A 16,089-nucleotide genomic window follows, 5' to 3' on the forward strand; every position below is an offset into this window, starting at 1 on the left:
ACAGTCTACTGTGGACTTTCCGGCAGCCGGGCGCTGAACCACAGCGGGAGATAATCCTCTTCGCGCGGGTAAAGTTCCTGGTCCAGCGCGTAATCCTCGGGCCGGGGCGACGTGTGGAAGGCCGGTTCGTCGTCCTCGTCGAAGCTGGCCTGATAGTTCGACGGCGGGTCGATGACCAGCGAGAGCGTGTACCAGGTGCCCCGTCCTTGGACGTACTTCGCGCGCCGCAGTTCAGCCAACGGCTTCGACAGCTCTCGCGCGACGGGAACCTGTTGCGTGCTCCCGTCCGCCATCCGCGCGCCGCAGGCGAGGTTCGCGTGCCTGCCCAGCGTCATGAAGTCGAAGACGATCTGCTGCCATCCCTGCGGAGCCGCGGAGACGAGGGCCGTCGAGATCTCGCCCAGCAGTTGCTCTGGATCCCTCGGAGCCGGTTCGCTGGGACGGCTTTCCTCGGCGGGCATGGTGGTCAGCGCCGCGAGCATCCGTTCCTGCGTCGCTTCGTCCACCTCCGGCGCGGCATATCCGACCGCCCGGATGTGCCCGAGTAGCTCCGGATCCGGCGAAATCCCGTGCTCGCGCAGGTAATAGGCGACCGCGCCGGGCCACACCCAGCTGCCGTCGGTCCGGAAGTTCAGCGGAACAGCGTCCGTGCGCGACCGATCGAAGGCGTCGGTGTCCTTGCTGCGCGACGCCAGGATTACCGGCGCGCTGTCGAGATAAGCGAGAACTCGCTCGCGCTCCTCCGCCGACAGCGCTTCCCGATCGACGACCGGATTCCCCGCCTCGTCGAGCCCGTCGTAGACCCGCGGCGTACGCAGCTCGACTGCCGGACTCGCTGAATCCTCTTCGGACGCAACGGTTTCCGCCTCGGTCGGCGGTGCTTCCGCAGAAGCCGTAGTCGCCGCCGCGACCTCGCTTGGCTCGGACTGCGCCTCGTCACCAGCCGACGCCGAGGCAGCCTGCTCCAGGTCGGGCAGCGGCGGCGGAGTGGCAGGCGATGGCGGAGGTGAGCTGGGTTCGTCCACGGGGAGCCCGGGAATCGGTTGTTCAGTGGCCTGTGCCGGAGGAGCGGCGGGTGGGTTTTCGGTGTCCGGCAACGGCGGCGGCGAGGTGGGTTCGTCCACGGGAAGTGCGGGAACCGGTTGCTCGGCGGCCTGTGCGGGAGGAGCAGCAGGCGGATTCTCGGTACCCGGCAGCGGCGGCGGCACCGCAGGCCCCGCGCCAGGGACGGGCGGCGGAACCGGCTGTCCGGGAGCAGCAGCGGGCGGAGTCGCGCCAGCTCGCTGTCGCAACCACGGCGGCACGAAGCGGTCCTCGCGCGGGAAAAACCGCAGCTCGTCCTGGAAGCCGATCGGCGGAGGCAGCTGCCGCCAGCGCGGTTCGACGTCCGGCTGGTAGTCCGTGAAGGGCGGCTGCTGCGGCGAAAACACCAAGGTCGCGGTCAGCCACGTGCCGCGGCCCGGCTGGTACATCCCGGTGCGCAGCACGCCGAACAGGCGCGGCAGCTCCGGATGCGGCTGGACCGGGTAGGTCCGGTTGTCCGGGGCGAGCGCGGCGACGTCGACTTCGACGTGCCGTCCCGCGGCGCGGCAGACGACCTGCAACTGTTGCCAGCCCGCGGGCAGCGCGGACGCGGCCGCCTGGCCGATTTGCTGGACGAGCTCCTGCTGCTGGGCAGCGGTGAGCGGCACCGGTGGCCGGGTCATGGGTTCAGCGGCTCCTCACCGGGCGAACGCTTCATTTCGATCAACCGTTCCGCGACGGGCGACGGCCCGCGAGCAGGGTGGCCGGCGTGTAACCGGACTGCACGTCGAAGGTCATCCCGACCGAACGGGCGAGCACCGCGACCGCCAGCGGGGCCAGTGCGAGGAACCCGTCCGGATCGGTGGCGCGGTCCTCGGCGGTCCAGTACTCGCGATGCCGCTCCAGCGCGGAGACGAACGCCTCGGCGAACTTCTCCGAGTCCCGGCGCAGCACGTAGTAGAACATCCGGATCGGCGGGTACACGAGCTGCAACATCACCGCCGGAGGCGTGAACCGCGCGGTGTCCGGGTCGGTGCCGTCCATCGCGGGCAGGAACATCTCCGGAGTGACCTCGCGGTGTGCGAGGAACGTCTGCAGCGTCACGACCCACGGGTACAGATATGCGTCGTACTCGATGCCCGACGCGCGCAGCACGTCCAGCGGTACCGCCGCCAGCTGCTGGATCAGCACGTCATCGCGCTGAATCACGGCGAGCCACGCCGCGGTGAGCCAAGCCGCCGGGCCGGTGTGCGACGTGGGGCCGGTGGCCGCGAAGCGCCGTGACCTGCCGATCACCGCCTCGACCTCGTGCCCCTCCGGCGCGCACGCCGCGGTGAACGCAGCGGCTGCGGCCTGAGCGGCGAGCTCGAGATCGCCCCAGGTGTCCGGGTCCTCGGTGTCCGGGTCGACGACGCTCCGGTACTGCCCGAGCATCAGTTCCCGGCGCACGATGTTCGCCAGCACGCCGGTGTCCTGCGCGAGGTAGTCGAAGTAGAAAGCCACCTGCGGCGACAGCTTCTCGACCTGCTTCCACGCGACGTCGACGCCGACGGAATGCCGGGCAACGGCAGTCCCGCCCTGGTCCGCGAGCGGCACGGTCATCCGCCGACGACGATGTCCTGCGCCCACGGCGGCAGGAAATCGGACCCGGTCTCGCGCATGACCTCCAGGCGCTCGCGATACCGCTCGACGTCCGGAGTGATGGCCTTGAACCACGCGCTGACCGAAGTCCAAGCGACGCGCGCGGGCTCGTCTTCGGTGAGCAGCCAGACCCGCGGGTCGTCCTGATCGGCGTCGGCGCCGTCGACCACGTGGTAGGTGTACCCGCCGTGCGCGGCCAGCACCAGCGCGCCGTCCACATCGGACAGTTCGGCGTTCTGCGCGTTCGCGGTGGCGACGGCGTGGTTCTTGGCCTCGCCGCGCACCGCGGCCACGCCCAGCGAACTGCCCGGCAGCCACAGTCCGTGCGTCGTGCCGATGAGGCGCAGCACTTCCCTCGCCGCGGCGGGCACGGCCCGGGCGCGCTGGTCTTGCGCCATCGCGTCGATCTCGGCATCGGATGCTCCGCGCACCGATTCCGCGCGCAAACCGGCTTCGACCGCACCGGCGAAGATCGCGCGAACCAGTTCCGCGCCGTCGCCCGGAGACGCCGTCATCACATCAACCTTTCACCGGCGAGGTTGACGACCTCGACCCGGACATTCGGGAAAAGCTGCTTGTACTGCAGGATAACATCGGTACAGGAGTCGCAGATCTGGTACTCGTTCGGAATCATGTCCCGCTTGGTCGACGGCAGGTCCACCACCATCCGTAGGTCGCCGCTCATGTCTTCGCGCGTGACCGGCGTGTAGGTCTGCCCGTTCTGGTGCGCGCGTTCCGCACCGCGGCGGTTGATTTCCTCGAGTGCGCCGTCCATTCGGTCCCGGGCCCGCGCGGTGTCGCCGCGAAGCCCTTCGCGGTACATGTTTTCGTTGTTGGCTTTGAGGTACGCCGCTTCCTCGCGCCGGGATTTCTCGATTTGCTTCTTGACGATGTCGTCGATTTCGTCGCGGTCGAGTCCGGAACGGGCGGCGAAATTGTGCCGCACCATTTCTTCGAGCAGCTTCGGTTCCGAGTCGTGGGTGCGGCCGAACTTGCCGTCGGGGTCGGGCATGCCGAGTTCGGGCCGGTACGGACCGGCGTCCTTGGTGCCGAACAGCCGCTCGGACTTGGGCCACTCGGGACCGTCCTTCGCCGGCGCCCAGTCGTGGGACTTCCCGCTGAAGCTGTAGAGATCGACCGTGTCGCCGTTCGCGTCGCGGTACCGCGCCGTGGTGAGGGCCCGTTCGTGCGGGCGGCGCACGTCGTCGGTGAGCGGGTTGCGGTTCCCGTTCAGCTCTCGCACGTCGTCGAGACCCTCGGCGCGGCGGTCGCGGTTCTCCTGGCGGAGATCGCGCACGTCCTGGTCCCGCTGTTCCTGGTTGAACGGCGGCTGTCCGCGGTCGACGGCGCTGTCGGCGTCGATGTCGTGCGGGTCGTGGTGCTTGCCGTCCGGGGCGAAACCGTCGTCGCCGACGTGGTGCGACGTGCCGTCCGGACGGTGCACCGACCATTCGCCGTCCGGCGGGATCCGCGGCCGCATCCGTCCGTCCGGCCCGATTTCGTAGTTGGACGAGAAGACGCGGCCGTTCGAATCGGTCCACGCCGGCTTGCTCGGGGCCATCACCTCGGTGTCGAGGTCGCGCGACAGCCGGTGCGCGAAGTCGTTCGACGCCGCGTCGCAGCCGATCAGCCGGATCGGCCTGCCGTCGTAGTTCCCGTTGCGCCGCAGGATGTCCGCGAACTCTTCCGGCGTGTACAGCCGGTCGCCGATGCGGGCGTGGCCGTCCGCCGTGACGTGCACGTCCACCGTGTAGCGCCCGTCCGGGTCCGGCTGGACGCGGTGCGGCAGGTCGCCGAGTTCCGGGTCGCCGCGGTGGTACGAGCTGCCCGCCGGGGTGTCTTCGGCGTGCCGGTGGTTGACCTCGTCCGGCGACAGCGGCTCGTCGTGGTGCGGCGGGGTGCCGTCGTGGTCGGGGTTGTCGTGGTGGTTCGACCCGTCCGCGTCGTGGTGCTTCGGGTCCTGGTGCTTGGGCTCCGGGTCGGCGTGGTCCGGCTTGCGCTCGGGCGCGTCGCGGTCCGGTTTGTGGTCGGACTTGTCGTTGCCCGGCTTGCCTTTCCCGTCGTCGTGCTTCTTGTCCGGGGCGGTGTTCTCGGGTTTGCCGCCGTCCTTCGGCTTTCCTGGCTCGTCGGCGTTCGGTTTCCCAGTCCGTTGTGGACTGTTGGCTTCGCCGGGCTTGGCGGGCGGCGCGTCAGTGCGAGCGCCGCCGCGTGCGACGGGTTCGGGGGAGCCGTCGGGACGCCGTGCGCCGCCCGCCTCCGTGCCGCGCTGGGCACCGCCGGGACCGGTTGCGACAGCCGCCGCGGCCGGGGGTGCGGAGCCGTCGCCGGACCCGCGGTTCGCCGACGAGGGCGACCCGCCGCCGGACGTCGGAGCGGGCTCCGAACGGCCGAGGCCCGGATCCGTACCAGGCCGTTTGGGCTGTCCGACGTCGCCGCCGTCGCCGGGACGCTGCGGACCGCTCGACGAATCCGCCGGACGCTGCGGCGAAGAACCGCCACCGCCGGAGGAATCGCCAGAGCGCGGCGTGGCACCGCCGTCTGATGGCCGACTGGATCCGCCGTCGCCGGTTCGCGGCGTGGAGCCACCGTCCGACGGCCGACCGGACCCGCCATCGCCAGTTCGCTGCGCCGGGGCCGGGGAACCGCCGTCACTGGGCCGCTGCGGCGCGGGCCCGGAACGATCCGGAGTGCGGCTCGGCCCGCCGCTGTCCGCCGGGCTCGGGCCGCCGCTCGGCCGTCGGCCGGAAGGACCGCTGTCCGGAACCCGGTTCGGCGCGACGTCAGGAGCCCGTGACCCCGGCGTCCCGGTCCAGCCGCTGCCGGTGGGCCGAGGCGACGGACTGCCGCCACTGGCCGGGGCGCTGGTCGGGCTGCCGCCGCCACCCTGCTGCGGGATTCCGCCGCCCGCCGGGCTCTGGTTCGGTGCCGAACCGCCGCCGTCGTTCGAGCGGATGTGCTGCGGGGGAGCGGCTTGCGGGGAAGGAGCGTCCGCGCGAGGCGGGGCGTACCCGCTCGCCGACGTCGAATCGTTGCTGCTCGAATGATGCGGGCTCGGCTCGCTGCCGCCGGAATGCGTGCCGCCGCCCGACGACGAGGAACCGCCGGAATGCGGTGCCCCGCTGGAATGGCTGGGCGGAGCGCTGACCGAGGACGGGCCGTCGCTGTGCGAAGAGCTTTGCGGCGAGTAAGAACTGTCCGGGGCACTGTTTCCGACCCCGGACGTCGGGCTCGAATCACCGGCGAACGTCGACGGGCTGGAGTCGGTGTGGCTCCCGACCGGGCTGTCGGAACCGCGCCGGGGCGACGACGTCACAGTGTCGATTGTGGACGGTCCAGTGCCATCCGGTGACGACGAAGGCGAACTGTCAGCCGACGGGCTGTCGCTGCTGGGACTGTCGGACCCGTTGGGGCTGCCGGAATCCCCCGAGCGATCGCCGGGCGCATCGGAGCCGTCAGCATCATCTGAACTGTTGTGGCCGCTGTTCGGACTGTCGCCGTCCGCACCGTCCGACCCGTTGGAGCGACGCGAACCGGACGGCGAACCGGGATCCGCGTCCCCGTCGCCGGATCCGGTGTGGGGCCCGCCGCCGGAACCGCCCGTACCGCCGCCGGAGCCGCCGCGGTGGAAGAAGCCGCCCGCCTTGATGTTCTTCGTGCTGATCACGTCGAGGCCGGTGACCTTGCCGGCCAGCTTGCCCAGCACCTTGATGATCTTCGTGAAAACCTCGGCGAGCTTGCCGAGCAGCGGCGAGACCCGGCGCATCGTCTCGCACAGCTTCGTCAGCAGCTCGCTGATCTTCTCGCCCCACTTGGAGATCGCCGTGACCGCCTGCGCGACCACCAGCGGCGTCCCGAACCCGAGCGAGAACACCTCCTCCATGACCCAGGAGATCAGCTTGCCCACCAGGTCCGCGATGAGCTGGCGCACCAGGCCGCGCACGAAAGCGACGACCTGGCCCATGATCATCGTGACGGTGCCGATCGCGCTCGCGACCGTCGCCGCGCCGCCGATCGCCTCGGCCGCTTCCGCCGCGGACTTCCGGTACGCGTCCGCGCCGTCGCCCTTCCACTCCGCGGTGCCGGTCTTGACCGCGTTCTCGAGGTCTTTCTGCCGTTCCTGCAACGCCTTCGCGACGTTGCCCCAGGTGTCGGCATAGGACTGGATCACCGGCGGGTTGCCCGCGACCGAGTCCAGCATGTCCTTCAGCGGCTGCACGTGCTCCATCAGGAACGACGCCACCGACGACATCAGGTAGCCGAACGGGTCGATCGCCGCGCCCGCGATCTCGCCGGCGAGGCTCGCGACGCCGAGGCCGCCGGAAACCCAGTCGCCGTCCGCGATCCCCTTGAACGCGTCGGTGGCCGATTCGGCGATGTTGATGCCGGTGGCGTAGCCGTAGTCGCCGTTGCCCTCGGTGAACGGCCCCGGCCCGTCGCCGTCCTTTTTGGACTCTGCGACCAGCGGATTTCCTTCGGGCATCAGTCGCTCGCCTTCATCGAACCGGCGGCTTCGCTTTCGTAGCTGTCGTACGCCTTCGCCGCGTCGCGCACCTTCTGCGCCTGGGCGTCCATCGCCGTGACGGTGTTCTCCAGCGCGTTGATCCCGTAGTTCTCGACCGGGTCGAGCATCATCCGGAACGGCTGGCAGAGAATGCCGTACGCGTCGGTCGGCATGCTGACCTGGTTCGCGGCGTCGACAGCCTGCTTCAGCCCGTCGGCGATCCCGTCGAGCTGACGGGCGTGCGCCTCGAGATCGCCGCCGATCTCATAACCCCTGGGTGCCATGGTTTTTCTTCCCCCTGGAACGGCTTGAAGTCAGGACAGGATCGATCCGCCGAAGTCGTCGTCATCGTCCGACGAGCTCCGGCGGCGACGTTGCTGCTGAGGCGGTGGCGGTGGTGTCGGCGGGCCTGCCGGACGCGCCGGCGGCGGTGCGGGGGCACCGGTTTCTTCGGCGTCCTCGGGCAGGAACCGGCGCACGCGGTCGGACGCGGACTCGGCCTGCTCCTCGACCGGCGGCGCGGGGAACGTCCGCTGCGCGTCGGCCACCAGGGTTTCCGCGGTCTCGTCGCCGCCGACGGTCTCGGCCGCGGCCTGCTGCAGCAGTTCGGGAATCCGGGCCTGCGCGCGCTGCACGAGCCGCATCACCTCGGCGGAGACGTCGGCCATCTTCTTGCCCGCCGCGGAGTCCGCGAGCACCAGGTTCTTCAGCAGCCCCTTGGCATCCACGGTGACCTCGACCGCACCGTCCTTCGACCGCTCGGTGACGGTTTGGCCCTGCATGCGCTCGGCCATCGCCTGGTAGCGGGCAGCAGTCTGCTGGAGTTGCTTGGTCCAGCCCTCGATCATCTGCTCGCTGGCGTCGACGCTGTCCGGCATCGGGCCCCTCTCTCCACGGTGACTTCTCCAGAATGACGGTCGCGCGGCCCCGTCGGTTCCGCGCGGTTCCGAATTGTCCGCGCGGCGCGGTTTAGTATGTGATGTCGACTACTGTACGCGAACTTCCGGTTGCGCGCTGTTAAATAAAACGGCCCGCCCGCGAGGTTCGCGGACGGGCCTGGGAAGGGGAAGGAGCGGATCAGAGGTTGCCGCGGCGCTCCTGCTCCCGCTCGATGGCCTCGAACAGGGCCTTGAAGTTGCCCTTGCCGAAGCCGAGCGAACCGTGCCGCTCGATGAGCTCGTAGAACACGGTGGGCCGGTCGCCGATCGGCTTGGTGAAGACCTGCAGCAGGTAGCCGTCCTCGTCGCGGTCGACCAGGATCCGGTGCTCCTTCAGCGTTTCGATCGGCACCCGCACCTCGCCGATCCGGGCGCGCAGCTCGGGGTCGTCGTAGTACGAGTCCGGGGTGTCGAGGAATTCGACGCCCGCGGCGCGCATCGCAGTGATGGTGGCGATGATGTCGTTGGTGGCCAACGCGATGTGCTGGCAGCCCGCGCCCTCGTAGAACTCGAGGTACTCGTCGATCTGCGACTTCTTCTTCGCGATCGCGGGCTCATTGAGCGGGAACTTGACCCGGTGGTTGCCGTTCGACACCACCTTGCTCATCAGCGCGGAGTAGTCGGTGGCGATGTCGTCGCCGACGAACTCCGCCATGTTCACGAAGCCCATGACGCGGTGGTACCAGTCGACCCAGTAGTCCATCTTGCCGAGTTCGACGTTGCCGACGCAGTGGTCGACCGCCTGGAACAGCCGCTTCGGCGCGCCCTCGGGCCGCTTGACGGTGCCCTCGCGCGGCTCGTAGCCGGGCAGGTAGACGCCGTTGTAGCGGGACCGGTCGATGAGCGTGTGCCGGGTCTCGCCGTAGGTCGCGATGGCCGCGCGGCGGATCGTGCCGTGCTCGTCGGAGACGTCGTGCGGCTCCTCGAGGATCGTCGCGCCCTCCTTGCGGGCGTGCTCGATGCACTTGTCGACGTCGGTGGTCTCCAGCGCGAGGTCGATCACGCCGTCACCGTGGCGGCGGTGGTGGTCGAGCAGCGGGGAGTCCGGCTTCACGCCGCCGGTGATCACGAAGCGCCCGGAACCGGACTTGAGCACGAAGGCCTTGTGGTCGAGCTGTCCCGTTTCGGGGCCGGAGTACGCGACCAGCTGCATGCCGAACGCGACCTGGTAGAACCACGCGGTCTGGGTCGCGTTGCCCGCGATGAACACCACCGCGTCGAGGGCCTTGACCGGGAACGGGTCGGTCGAGGCGTCGTGGTCCACCAGTCCGACGAGTTGGCGGAGCTGGTCATAGCTGACGTCGTCGAGTGCGCCGTGCGGATCCATCGTGGAGGTCATGCAGTGAGCATGAGTCGAGCCCGGCAAGCTGCGCAATGGTTTCCGTTTCAGCTGGACAATGTGTTCAGCTTATCCTGGAGAAGCTCGGTCATCTTGGACAACCTGCGCAGGGAGAAAACCGGTGCTTGACTCGCTCGACGCGCGACTGCTGCTGTTGCTCACCGACTCGCCGCGGCTCGGCGTGCTCGAATGCGCGCGCCGGCTCGGCGTCGCGCGCGGCACCGTGCAGGCCCGGCTGGACCGGCTCACCGAACGCGGCATCCTCGGCGGCTTCCCGCCCGAACTCGATCTGGCCGCGATGGGGTACAGCCTCACCGCGTTCGCCGTGCTGGAAATCGCGCAGGGCAAACGCGCCGGTGTCGCGGAGGCACTGGCGGCGATCGACGAAGTGTGCGAAGTGCACGCCACCACCGGACAAGGCGATCTCTTCGTACGCCTTGTCGCGCGTGACAACGACGATCTGCAACGCGTCATCGACGAAGTGGTTGGCGTGCCGGATGTCTTGCGTACGTCGACTTCGATCGCGTTGTCGACACCAGTGCCGCCGCGAGTGCGGCCGTTGCTCGAACGAACGGCTAGGACACGTACGTGAGGTAGCGCTTCGCGGAGCGCTGTACGACGTTATGGCCGTCTGTACGCACGATGGCGTCCCACCAAGCGCCGTAGATGGCGTCGAACGCGTACGGCTCCAACAGTTCCGCGGCGTGCCGTACGACGCTCGGCCGCTCCGGGATGAGGTTCGGGTAGCTGTACATGAAACCGACGTGCGTACGGTCCGGGATGACCTGCACGATGTCGCCGGTCAGCAGCGCGCCGCGGCCTTCCTCGCCGTCCGGCCAGTGCAGCACCGTGCCGCCGGAGAAGTGCACGCCGAGGTTGATCAGCTGGAGATCCGGCGAAACGTCGAGCGTCGTGCCGGTCCACAGCTGGATCGACGGGTCCGGGCGGCCGATCCACTGCTGGTCGTTCTCGTGCAGGTAGACCGGGACGTCGAAGGCGTGCGCCCATTCGACCATCGTCGTGTAGTAGTGCGGATGGCTGATCGCGATGCCGGTGATGCCGCCGAGTTCGGTGATCTTGCCGATCAGCGCGTCGTCGAGGTAGGCGGAGCAGTCCCAGAGGAAGTTGCCGCTCGCCGCGCGGACCAGCAGCGCGCGCTGGCCGATCGCGAACTTCGGATCCGAACCGACGCCGACGAGCCCTGGCCCCTGCTCCTCGACCCGCGGCTTGAGGGTGCCGTCTGCGCGGAGCGTGGCCAGGTCGGTCCACTTCTGCCCGCCCGGCGGCACGTATTGGCGCTCGTCCTCGCAGATCGGGCAGTCCGCGCGCGGGGCCGCGTACTGCATCCCGCAGGTCAGGCAGAGCGGTCGGGTGCTCATCGGTGTCCTCCAGTGGTTGTGCTGGAAGACACGCTAGACCGCCGAACGCGCGCCGGGCCACGGAAAACCGGGCGGGCGCGCGTTCGGCGGAAACGAGTCAGGACTCGCTGTAGGGCACCGCCTTGACCAGGGTGACCTTCATGGTCTTGCCGTTGGGCAGCTCGTACTCGCGGGACTCGCCCTCCTTGGCGCCGAGCAGCGCCTTGCCGAGCGGCGACTCGGGGGAGTACACGTCGAGCGCGCCCTCCGCGCCCTCTTCCCGGGTGGCGAGCAGGAACTTCTCCTCCTCGTCGTCCCCGTCGTACTTGACGGTGAGCACCTTGCCGGGGCCCGCTGTGCCGTCGTCGTCCGGAGCCTCGCCGACCTTCGCGTTGCGCAGCAGCTCCTGGAGGTGCCGGATCCGGGCTTCGGCCTGGCCCTGCTCTTCGCGGGCCGCGTGGTAGCCGCCGTTCTCCTTGAGGTCGCCCTCTTCGCGGCTGTCGTTGATGCGGGCGGCGATGACCGGACGATTCTCGATCATTTCGTCGAGCTCGTGCTTGAGCCTGTCGTAGGCATCCTGGGTCAGCCAGGTCACCTTGGTGTCGCTCACGGTCACCATCTCCTCGTAGGGCCTGCCAGGCTTGGGTGTACAAGCCGGCCACCGCGTACGCACGCGGCTGAGATAAAGGAAAAACACGGCCCGTCGGGGGCCGTGCTGGTGTACGAGCGTATCACGGCAGGACAGGTCGACGCCGGTCCATTTCACGCCGCGCGGACGCTCGCCGCGCATTTCACTCCGTTGGCCGCTACGGGGTTGACAGATAGCGTGGTATGGAATACGAGCAGCCGAACACGTCGGCGGTCACCGGGGTCCCGATGCTCTTCACCACTGTGTTCACCCTGCTGTGGCCGGCCCCGGCGGGAACCAGCACCTCCCGGCGGCCGCTTTCGGCGCCTGACTTGTCGCGCACCCGGACGACGCACACGCCGGGCTTGCTGTCGTCGTCCCGAGTGACGTTGATGGTGACCTGCATCGCGTCGCCCGGCCGCTCCTCGAAGCCGATGCGCTCCGCTTCGATCGGGGTCGTGCCGAGGTTGAGGTAGTAGACGAAGCCGATCGCTCCGCTCACGACCAGCGCGATGGCCACGTAAAGCCACCTCCGCCAGCGTTTCGACGGCATGCCCTTGCCCGCGGTGCCGTACCGGTCCGCGGGCCGCGCCGGCACGGCGCCACCCTCGGCGGTCACGGTCTCCCCGCTCTGCAAATCCGGGCCTCCGGTCAAACTTGTCGTACCCCTGGGGACAATAGGCAGTGCGGCCGGTCCGGGGCACCACCCTGGTCGATTATCCGCGACCCGTTCCGGCGGCGCGGAGCCGGGGCGGTTTACCGCGGCGCAACCAGGTGTCACGGAATAACAGGACAGGAAAGGGCCGTTCGGACCATGGTGGGAGCCGACGAGCTGACAACAGAAGACCGCAAGCAGCGACTGCGCCTGATGGCGGTGCACGCCCATCCCGACGACGAGTCGAGCAAGGGCGCCGCCACGATGGCCAAATACGTCGCCGACGGGCACGAGGTCATGGTCGTGACCTGCACCGGAGGCGAGGCGGGCAGCATTCTCAACCCGGCCATGGACCGGCCGGACGTGCTCGCGAACATGACCGAGATCCGCCGCGAAGAGATGGCGCGCGCGGCGAAGATCCTCGGCGTGAGCCACCGCTGGCTGGGATTCATTGACTCCGGGCTGCCCGAGGGCGACCCGCTTCCGCCGGTGCCGGAGGGCTCGTTCGCGGTGATCCCGCTGGAGGAGTCCACCGAGGCCCTGGTGCGCGTGATCCGCGAGTTCCGCCCGCACGTCATCACGACCTACGACGAGAACGGCGGGTACCCGCACCCGGACCACATCCGCACGCACGAGGTGTCGATGGCGGCCTTCGACGCGGCGGGCGACCCGGAGCGGTTCCCGGAGGCGGGCGAGCCGTGGCAGCCGCTCAAGCTGTACTACATGCACGGGTTCTCCAAGGCCAGGATGGTGGCGTTCGACACCGCGCTCAAGGAGGCCGGGCTGGAGTCGCCGTACGAGGAGTGGCTCAAGTCCTGGGACCCGAACCGTGCCGACATCATGGAGCGGGTGACGACCCGGATCGAGTGCGGGGAATACTTCGAGGTGCGCGACGAGGCGCTGAAGGCGCACGCCACGCAGATCGACCCGACCAGCCGCTGGTTCGCCGTTCCGCTGGAGATCCAGCGCGAGGTGTGGCCCACTGAGGAGTACGAGCTGAACCGCTCCCTGGTGGACAGCACGCTGCCGGAGGACGATCTGTTCGCAGGCATCAAGGAGAAGGTGAGCCCATGAGTTTCGGTGTGCCGGCCGTCGCGGTCGTCCCGCTCACCGCGTCGGCGCTGGTGCTGGCCCAGCAGCCGGACAGCGGGGACAACGGCGGCCAGGGCGAGGACTTCGGCAAGTCCTCGCCGGTCGGCCTGCTGGTGCTGATCCTGTTCCTGGTCGCGGTCGTCTTCCTGGTCCGCTCGATGAGCAAGCACCTGAAGAAGGTGCCGCAGAGCTTCGACAAGGAAGAGGCCGGTTCGGAGACCGCTTCCGAGGATGGTTCGGCTGAGGCCGAGCCTTCCGCCGAGGCAGATGAGGCACCGGCCGCGGCTGCGGCTGCGGAGAAGAAGCCGGACGCGGCGGCGGCCAAGAAGAGCGACTGACCTCCCGTGACGGGTTGAACTAGCTGGTCAGCCCGTCGCGGAGGGCTGCGATCTTGTCCGTGAGCAGGCTGTCCTCGCCGGGCAGCACCGTGATGTACCGGTTTCCTTCGGGCCCGGACACCTCGAACGCGACGCGCCCGTCGGTGAGGTCGAGGTAGCTCAGCGGCCCGGCTTCCGCGCGCCCTGGTTCGCGCACGACCACGGTTATCTCGCCGACGCCGAACCAGGTCTGCTGGAACAGGGCGTCGACTGCGCGGGCGGCCGGGCTGCGATCGTCGGTGAGGTCCGCCTGGAAGTCCTCCTGGGGCAGGGAGAACGCGCTCAGCCGGGCCGGCCGGTACCGCGGCAGGCTCGCGACCAGCGCACCGGCCGGAGTACGGGTTCCGTCCAGCACCTTCAGCCGCACCCGATCGCCGGAGCACAGCACCTTCACGCCGGTTCGTCCCCGGACCGCGACCAGGACCCCGTAACGGGTGCCCTGGTTGTCGACGTGGGCCACGTACTCCGTATCGGCGCGGGCCAACGCATAGAGCACGTCCTCGAACTCGTCAGTGAACCGTCCGTGGTCGAGCAGGCCCAAGTGGCTCAGCTCGGCATGGACGGCACCGTCGAGAGGCTTGTCGTCCGGGACGAATCGGATCCGGTCCGAGAACACCGGATGCGGCTCCGCGAACCCAGCTTCCTTGAGCGCGCTAAGGAGGGCGTCCAGAGACAGATCGGTCGTGCGCACCGCTGGCTCCCTTCCCCCCCGAGCTGCTAGTGAGGCGGCTGATCTGCGCCGATCACCGGCGGCACCGGCTTCAGGTCGCTCCCGCCGAACAGCTCGTTGGGATCGGTCTCGTGGAGGTAGGCGGGGGCTCTTTTCGCCTTGTCTTCCTCCTTCTCGCCAGCCTTACCGGGTATTCCACCGCTGAGCACGCTGCTGGCTTTGCCTGTGGCACCGGGTGTTCCAGCGGCGCTGCGGCCGGGGACCGGTTCGACGGCTGCGCCGGCACCATTGCCAGCGCCGAAGCGGCCGCGTGGGCCAGGCTCACTGCCGGTATTGCTTCGGGAACCGCTGTTGCCTTCCGGAGGACCTCCGGGCGAGTATCCGAGCGGAACGAACCCGCTGGGACCGTTGGCAGCGACCGGCTGACCCGATGGCCCGAATCGATAACCGGGTGGTGTCGGCAGCGGTGCCAAGCTCGGCTCGTGCGAACTGATGCGAGTCGGGTTCGGTGGCGAGGCGCCTGAGGCTGGCGACGGCTGGGGCTCCGTCGACCGAGTTTCGCCGTTGCCGTGGCGGACCCACGGGGTGTGGCTGCCGTTCCCGGGCCAGGCTTCCCGTTCCTCCTGAACTGGCGCAGTTGATCCAGGAACGGGTTTTCCCGCTTCTGTCACGGGCGCTTCGGGCCCGTGACCAGTGGGTGGCTTGCCACTGACGGGACCCGGGGCCGGGTGCTTCTGCGATCCGGTGGCTCCGGCGACGCTGATAGGAGGGAAATCCGTGCCGGCCAGCTCCGCGTACAGTGCGGGAATCGCGGCAGTGTTCGTTTCGGTGGCCGAGTTATAGCCAGCGTAGGCATCGACGTTGTGCTGGGCATCGGCTTGCCACTGGTCCAGCTTACGGAAGTAGCTGCTGTTCCCGTGGATCAAGTCGTATACGTCCTGCGGTGTGAGTTTCGGCCGATCCCCAATTGGTTTTACTGTGTTCTTAACCAGTTGGAAGGCTGATATCTGATCGTTCGCCGCGGCGTGGAGCGACACCAGGCTCGTACTGTGATCCGCAGTTGCGGCCATGAGCGGGGTCGTGGAATTGGCCGCTTCTTCGGCGGATGCTCCCTGCCAGCCGGCGCGCACCTTTGCTGAGAGCTGGGCGATGCGGTCGATCCGGTCCAGCAATCGCTCGCTGAGCTGAAGTGCGACCCGATCGGTCTCTCCGAGTGATTCCGCTCCTTGCCCGCCAGTAACCTTGTTAAAGATCTCCGCAGGACTCAAAGACTCGCTCGTCATCACCGTGCTCCCGGAAGATTGCCAAGTATCTTTTCCGCGACTTTTCGTGCGGATTCACAGGGGTCTTCCTTGCCTTTGTTTTCTGGGGATTGCCTAACGGAAACTTCGATGGTTTCGCGATCGCTGACACCAACCGCGACGTCGCATTCGCCCCTGCTGGCACGTGAATCGTCCTGGCCATAGGCGACTGCTGGGAGGCCATTGACTGGGGCGAGCGGAAGAAAGAAGGGGTAGATGCCCCCTCGCGATCGATAGATCGAGGTCAGACCAAGGTCGTCTACGTTCGGGACGGCCACTTGAATCGTGGCGAGGGAAAGCCAGCCGCAGGAGGGTCCAGCGGGCGACTTCAGGTCGGGCTTAACCCGGGCATGAGGGCCGAGAAGATCCGAAATCTGGGTGGAAGTCAGTGCATTGCAGGGGTTTTGCTTAAACCGGCTGACATCGACGGGCGTCAGCACTTTCGGAACGCCAGGGCCGGGCACCTGACCTGTCGTGGTGTCCCCTCTTGGCGATTGCGATGTCGGCTGTGCAGGCCGTCCGTCGATGGTATCGGAACAGCTTACGAGAACGAGCATGGCTATGCA

At 68.6% G+C, this 16,089-nt stretch carries 16 protein-coding genes; 3 read left to right on the forward strand and 13 right to left on the reverse strand.

Translation table 11 applies throughout. From position 1 onward, the window contains the following. Positions 1-5: 5 nt before the first annotated feature. From EIZ45_RS47700 to hppD, 7 genes are all read right to left on the reverse strand, one after another. The gene (locus EIZ45_RS47700) at positions 6-1,706 is read right to left on the reverse strand and encodes a hypothetical protein (protein WP_134667083.1); all 1,701 of its coding nucleotides are present in this window, start codon (positions 1,704-1,706) and stop codon (positions 6-8) included. Positions 1,707-1,746: 40 nt separating this feature from the next. After that, positions 1,747-2,625 carry an immunity 49 family protein gene (locus tag EIZ45_RS29805; protein ID WP_134667081.1) on the reverse strand — a complete coding sequence of 293 codons (879 nt, stop codon included), beginning with the start codon at positions 2,623-2,625 and terminating at the stop codon, positions 1,747-1,749. Further along, entirely contained in the window at positions 2,622-3,179 is a 558-nt protein-coding gene (locus EIZ45_RS29810) for a hypothetical protein (RefSeq protein ID WP_037816728.1), read from the reverse strand. The genes EIZ45_RS29805 and EIZ45_RS29810 overlap by 4 nt, the downstream gene beginning before the upstream one ends. After that, positions 3,179-7,144, reverse strand: a complete 3,966-nt coding sequence (locus tag EIZ45_RS29815; protein WP_134667079.1) for a hypothetical protein — start codon at positions 7,142-7,144, stop codon at positions 3,179-3,181. The genes EIZ45_RS29810 and EIZ45_RS29815 overlap by 1 nt, the downstream gene beginning before the upstream one ends. Further along, positions 7,144-7,449, reverse strand: a complete 306-nt coding sequence (locus EIZ45_RS29820; protein ID WP_037816726.1) for a type VII secretion target — start codon at positions 7,447-7,449, stop codon at positions 7,144-7,146. The genes EIZ45_RS29815 and EIZ45_RS29820 overlap by 1 nt, the downstream gene beginning before the upstream one ends. Before the next feature lie 30 nt (positions 7,450-7,479). Continuing rightward, on the reverse strand, positions 7,480-8,043 hold the full coding sequence (locus EIZ45_RS29825; protein ID WP_134667077.1) for a YbaB/EbfC family nucleoid-associated protein: 564 nt from the start codon (positions 8,041-8,043) through the stop codon (positions 7,480-7,482). A 199-nt stretch (positions 8,044-8,242) separates the two neighbouring features. Beyond that, complete coding sequence (hppD, locus tag EIZ45_RS29830; RefSeq protein WP_134667075.1) at positions 8,243-9,442, reverse strand: 4-hydroxyphenylpyruvate dioxygenase; 1,200 nt, start codon at positions 9,440-9,442, stop codon at positions 8,243-8,245. Between the two features lie 121 nt (positions 9,443-9,563). Here hppD and EIZ45_RS29835 point away from each other — a divergent pair, with 121 nt between their 5' ends. Beyond that, positions 9,564-10,034, forward strand: coding sequence for an Lrp/AsnC family transcriptional regulator (locus EIZ45_RS29835; RefSeq protein WP_009083170.1), 471 nt, complete (start codon positions 9,564-9,566; stop codon positions 10,032-10,034). Here EIZ45_RS29835 and EIZ45_RS29840 read toward each other — a convergent pair. From EIZ45_RS29840 to EIZ45_RS29850, 3 genes are all read right to left on the reverse strand, one after another. Further along, a complete protein-coding gene (locus tag EIZ45_RS29840) occupies positions 10,018-10,821 on the reverse strand; it encodes an MBL fold metallo-hydrolase (RefSeq protein WP_043828088.1) in 804 nt (267 codons plus the stop codon). The genes EIZ45_RS29835 and EIZ45_RS29840 overlap by 17 nt on opposite strands. A gap of 97 nt (positions 10,822-10,918) precedes the next feature. Further along, positions 10,919-11,419 carry a transcription elongation factor GreA gene (gene greA / locus EIZ45_RS29845; RefSeq protein WP_037816721.1) on the reverse strand — a complete coding sequence of 167 codons (501 nt, stop codon included), beginning with the start codon at positions 11,417-11,419 and terminating at the stop codon, positions 10,919-10,921. A gap of 187 nt (positions 11,420-11,606) precedes the next feature. After that, complete coding sequence (locus tag EIZ45_RS29850) at positions 11,607-11,981, reverse strand: DUF4307 domain-containing protein (protein WP_205670152.1); 375 nt, start codon at positions 11,979-11,981, stop codon at positions 11,607-11,609. Between the two features lie 261 nt (positions 11,982-12,242). Here EIZ45_RS29850 and mca point away from each other — a divergent pair, with 261 nt between their 5' ends. Continuing rightward, complete coding sequence (gene mca / locus EIZ45_RS29855; protein ID WP_037816719.1) at positions 12,243-13,157, forward strand: mycothiol conjugate amidase Mca; 915 nt, start codon at positions 12,243-12,245, stop codon at positions 13,155-13,157. After that, positions 13,154-13,513 carry a hypothetical protein gene (locus EIZ45_RS29860; protein ID WP_134667071.1) on the forward strand — a complete coding sequence of 120 codons (360 nt, stop codon included), beginning with the start codon at positions 13,154-13,156 and terminating at the stop codon, positions 13,511-13,513. Before mca ends, EIZ45_RS29860 begins: the two co-directional genes overlap by 4 nt. 19 nt (positions 13,514-13,532) lie before the next feature. Here the strand turns inward: EIZ45_RS29860 and EIZ45_RS29865 are convergent, their stop codons facing one another. The 3 genes from EIZ45_RS29865 to EIZ45_RS29875 are packed head-to-tail and all read right to left on the reverse strand — an operon-like array spanning position 13,533 to position 16,080. Next, positions 13,533-14,243 carry an ESX secretion-associated protein EspG gene (locus EIZ45_RS29865; protein WP_134667069.1) on the reverse strand — a complete coding sequence of 237 codons (711 nt, stop codon included), beginning with the start codon at positions 14,241-14,243 and terminating at the stop codon, positions 13,533-13,535. 26 nt (positions 14,244-14,269) lie between these two features. Beyond that, complete coding sequence (locus EIZ45_RS29870; protein WP_134667067.1) at positions 14,270-15,505, reverse strand: hypothetical protein; 1,236 nt, start codon at positions 15,503-15,505, stop codon at positions 14,270-14,272. Next, complete coding sequence (locus EIZ45_RS29875; RefSeq protein WP_205670147.1) at positions 15,505-16,080, reverse strand: DUF3558 domain-containing protein; 576 nt, start codon at positions 16,078-16,080, stop codon at positions 15,505-15,507. The genes EIZ45_RS29870 and EIZ45_RS29875 overlap by 1 nt, the downstream gene beginning before the upstream one ends. Between the last annotated feature and the right edge of the window lie 9 nt (positions 16,081-16,089).

This window comes from Amycolatopsis sp. CFH S0740 (genome assembly GCF_004522315.1).
Classification (GTDB): domain Bacteria; phylum Actinomycetota; class Actinomycetes; order Mycobacteriales; family Pseudonocardiaceae; genus Amycolatopsis; species Amycolatopsis nivea.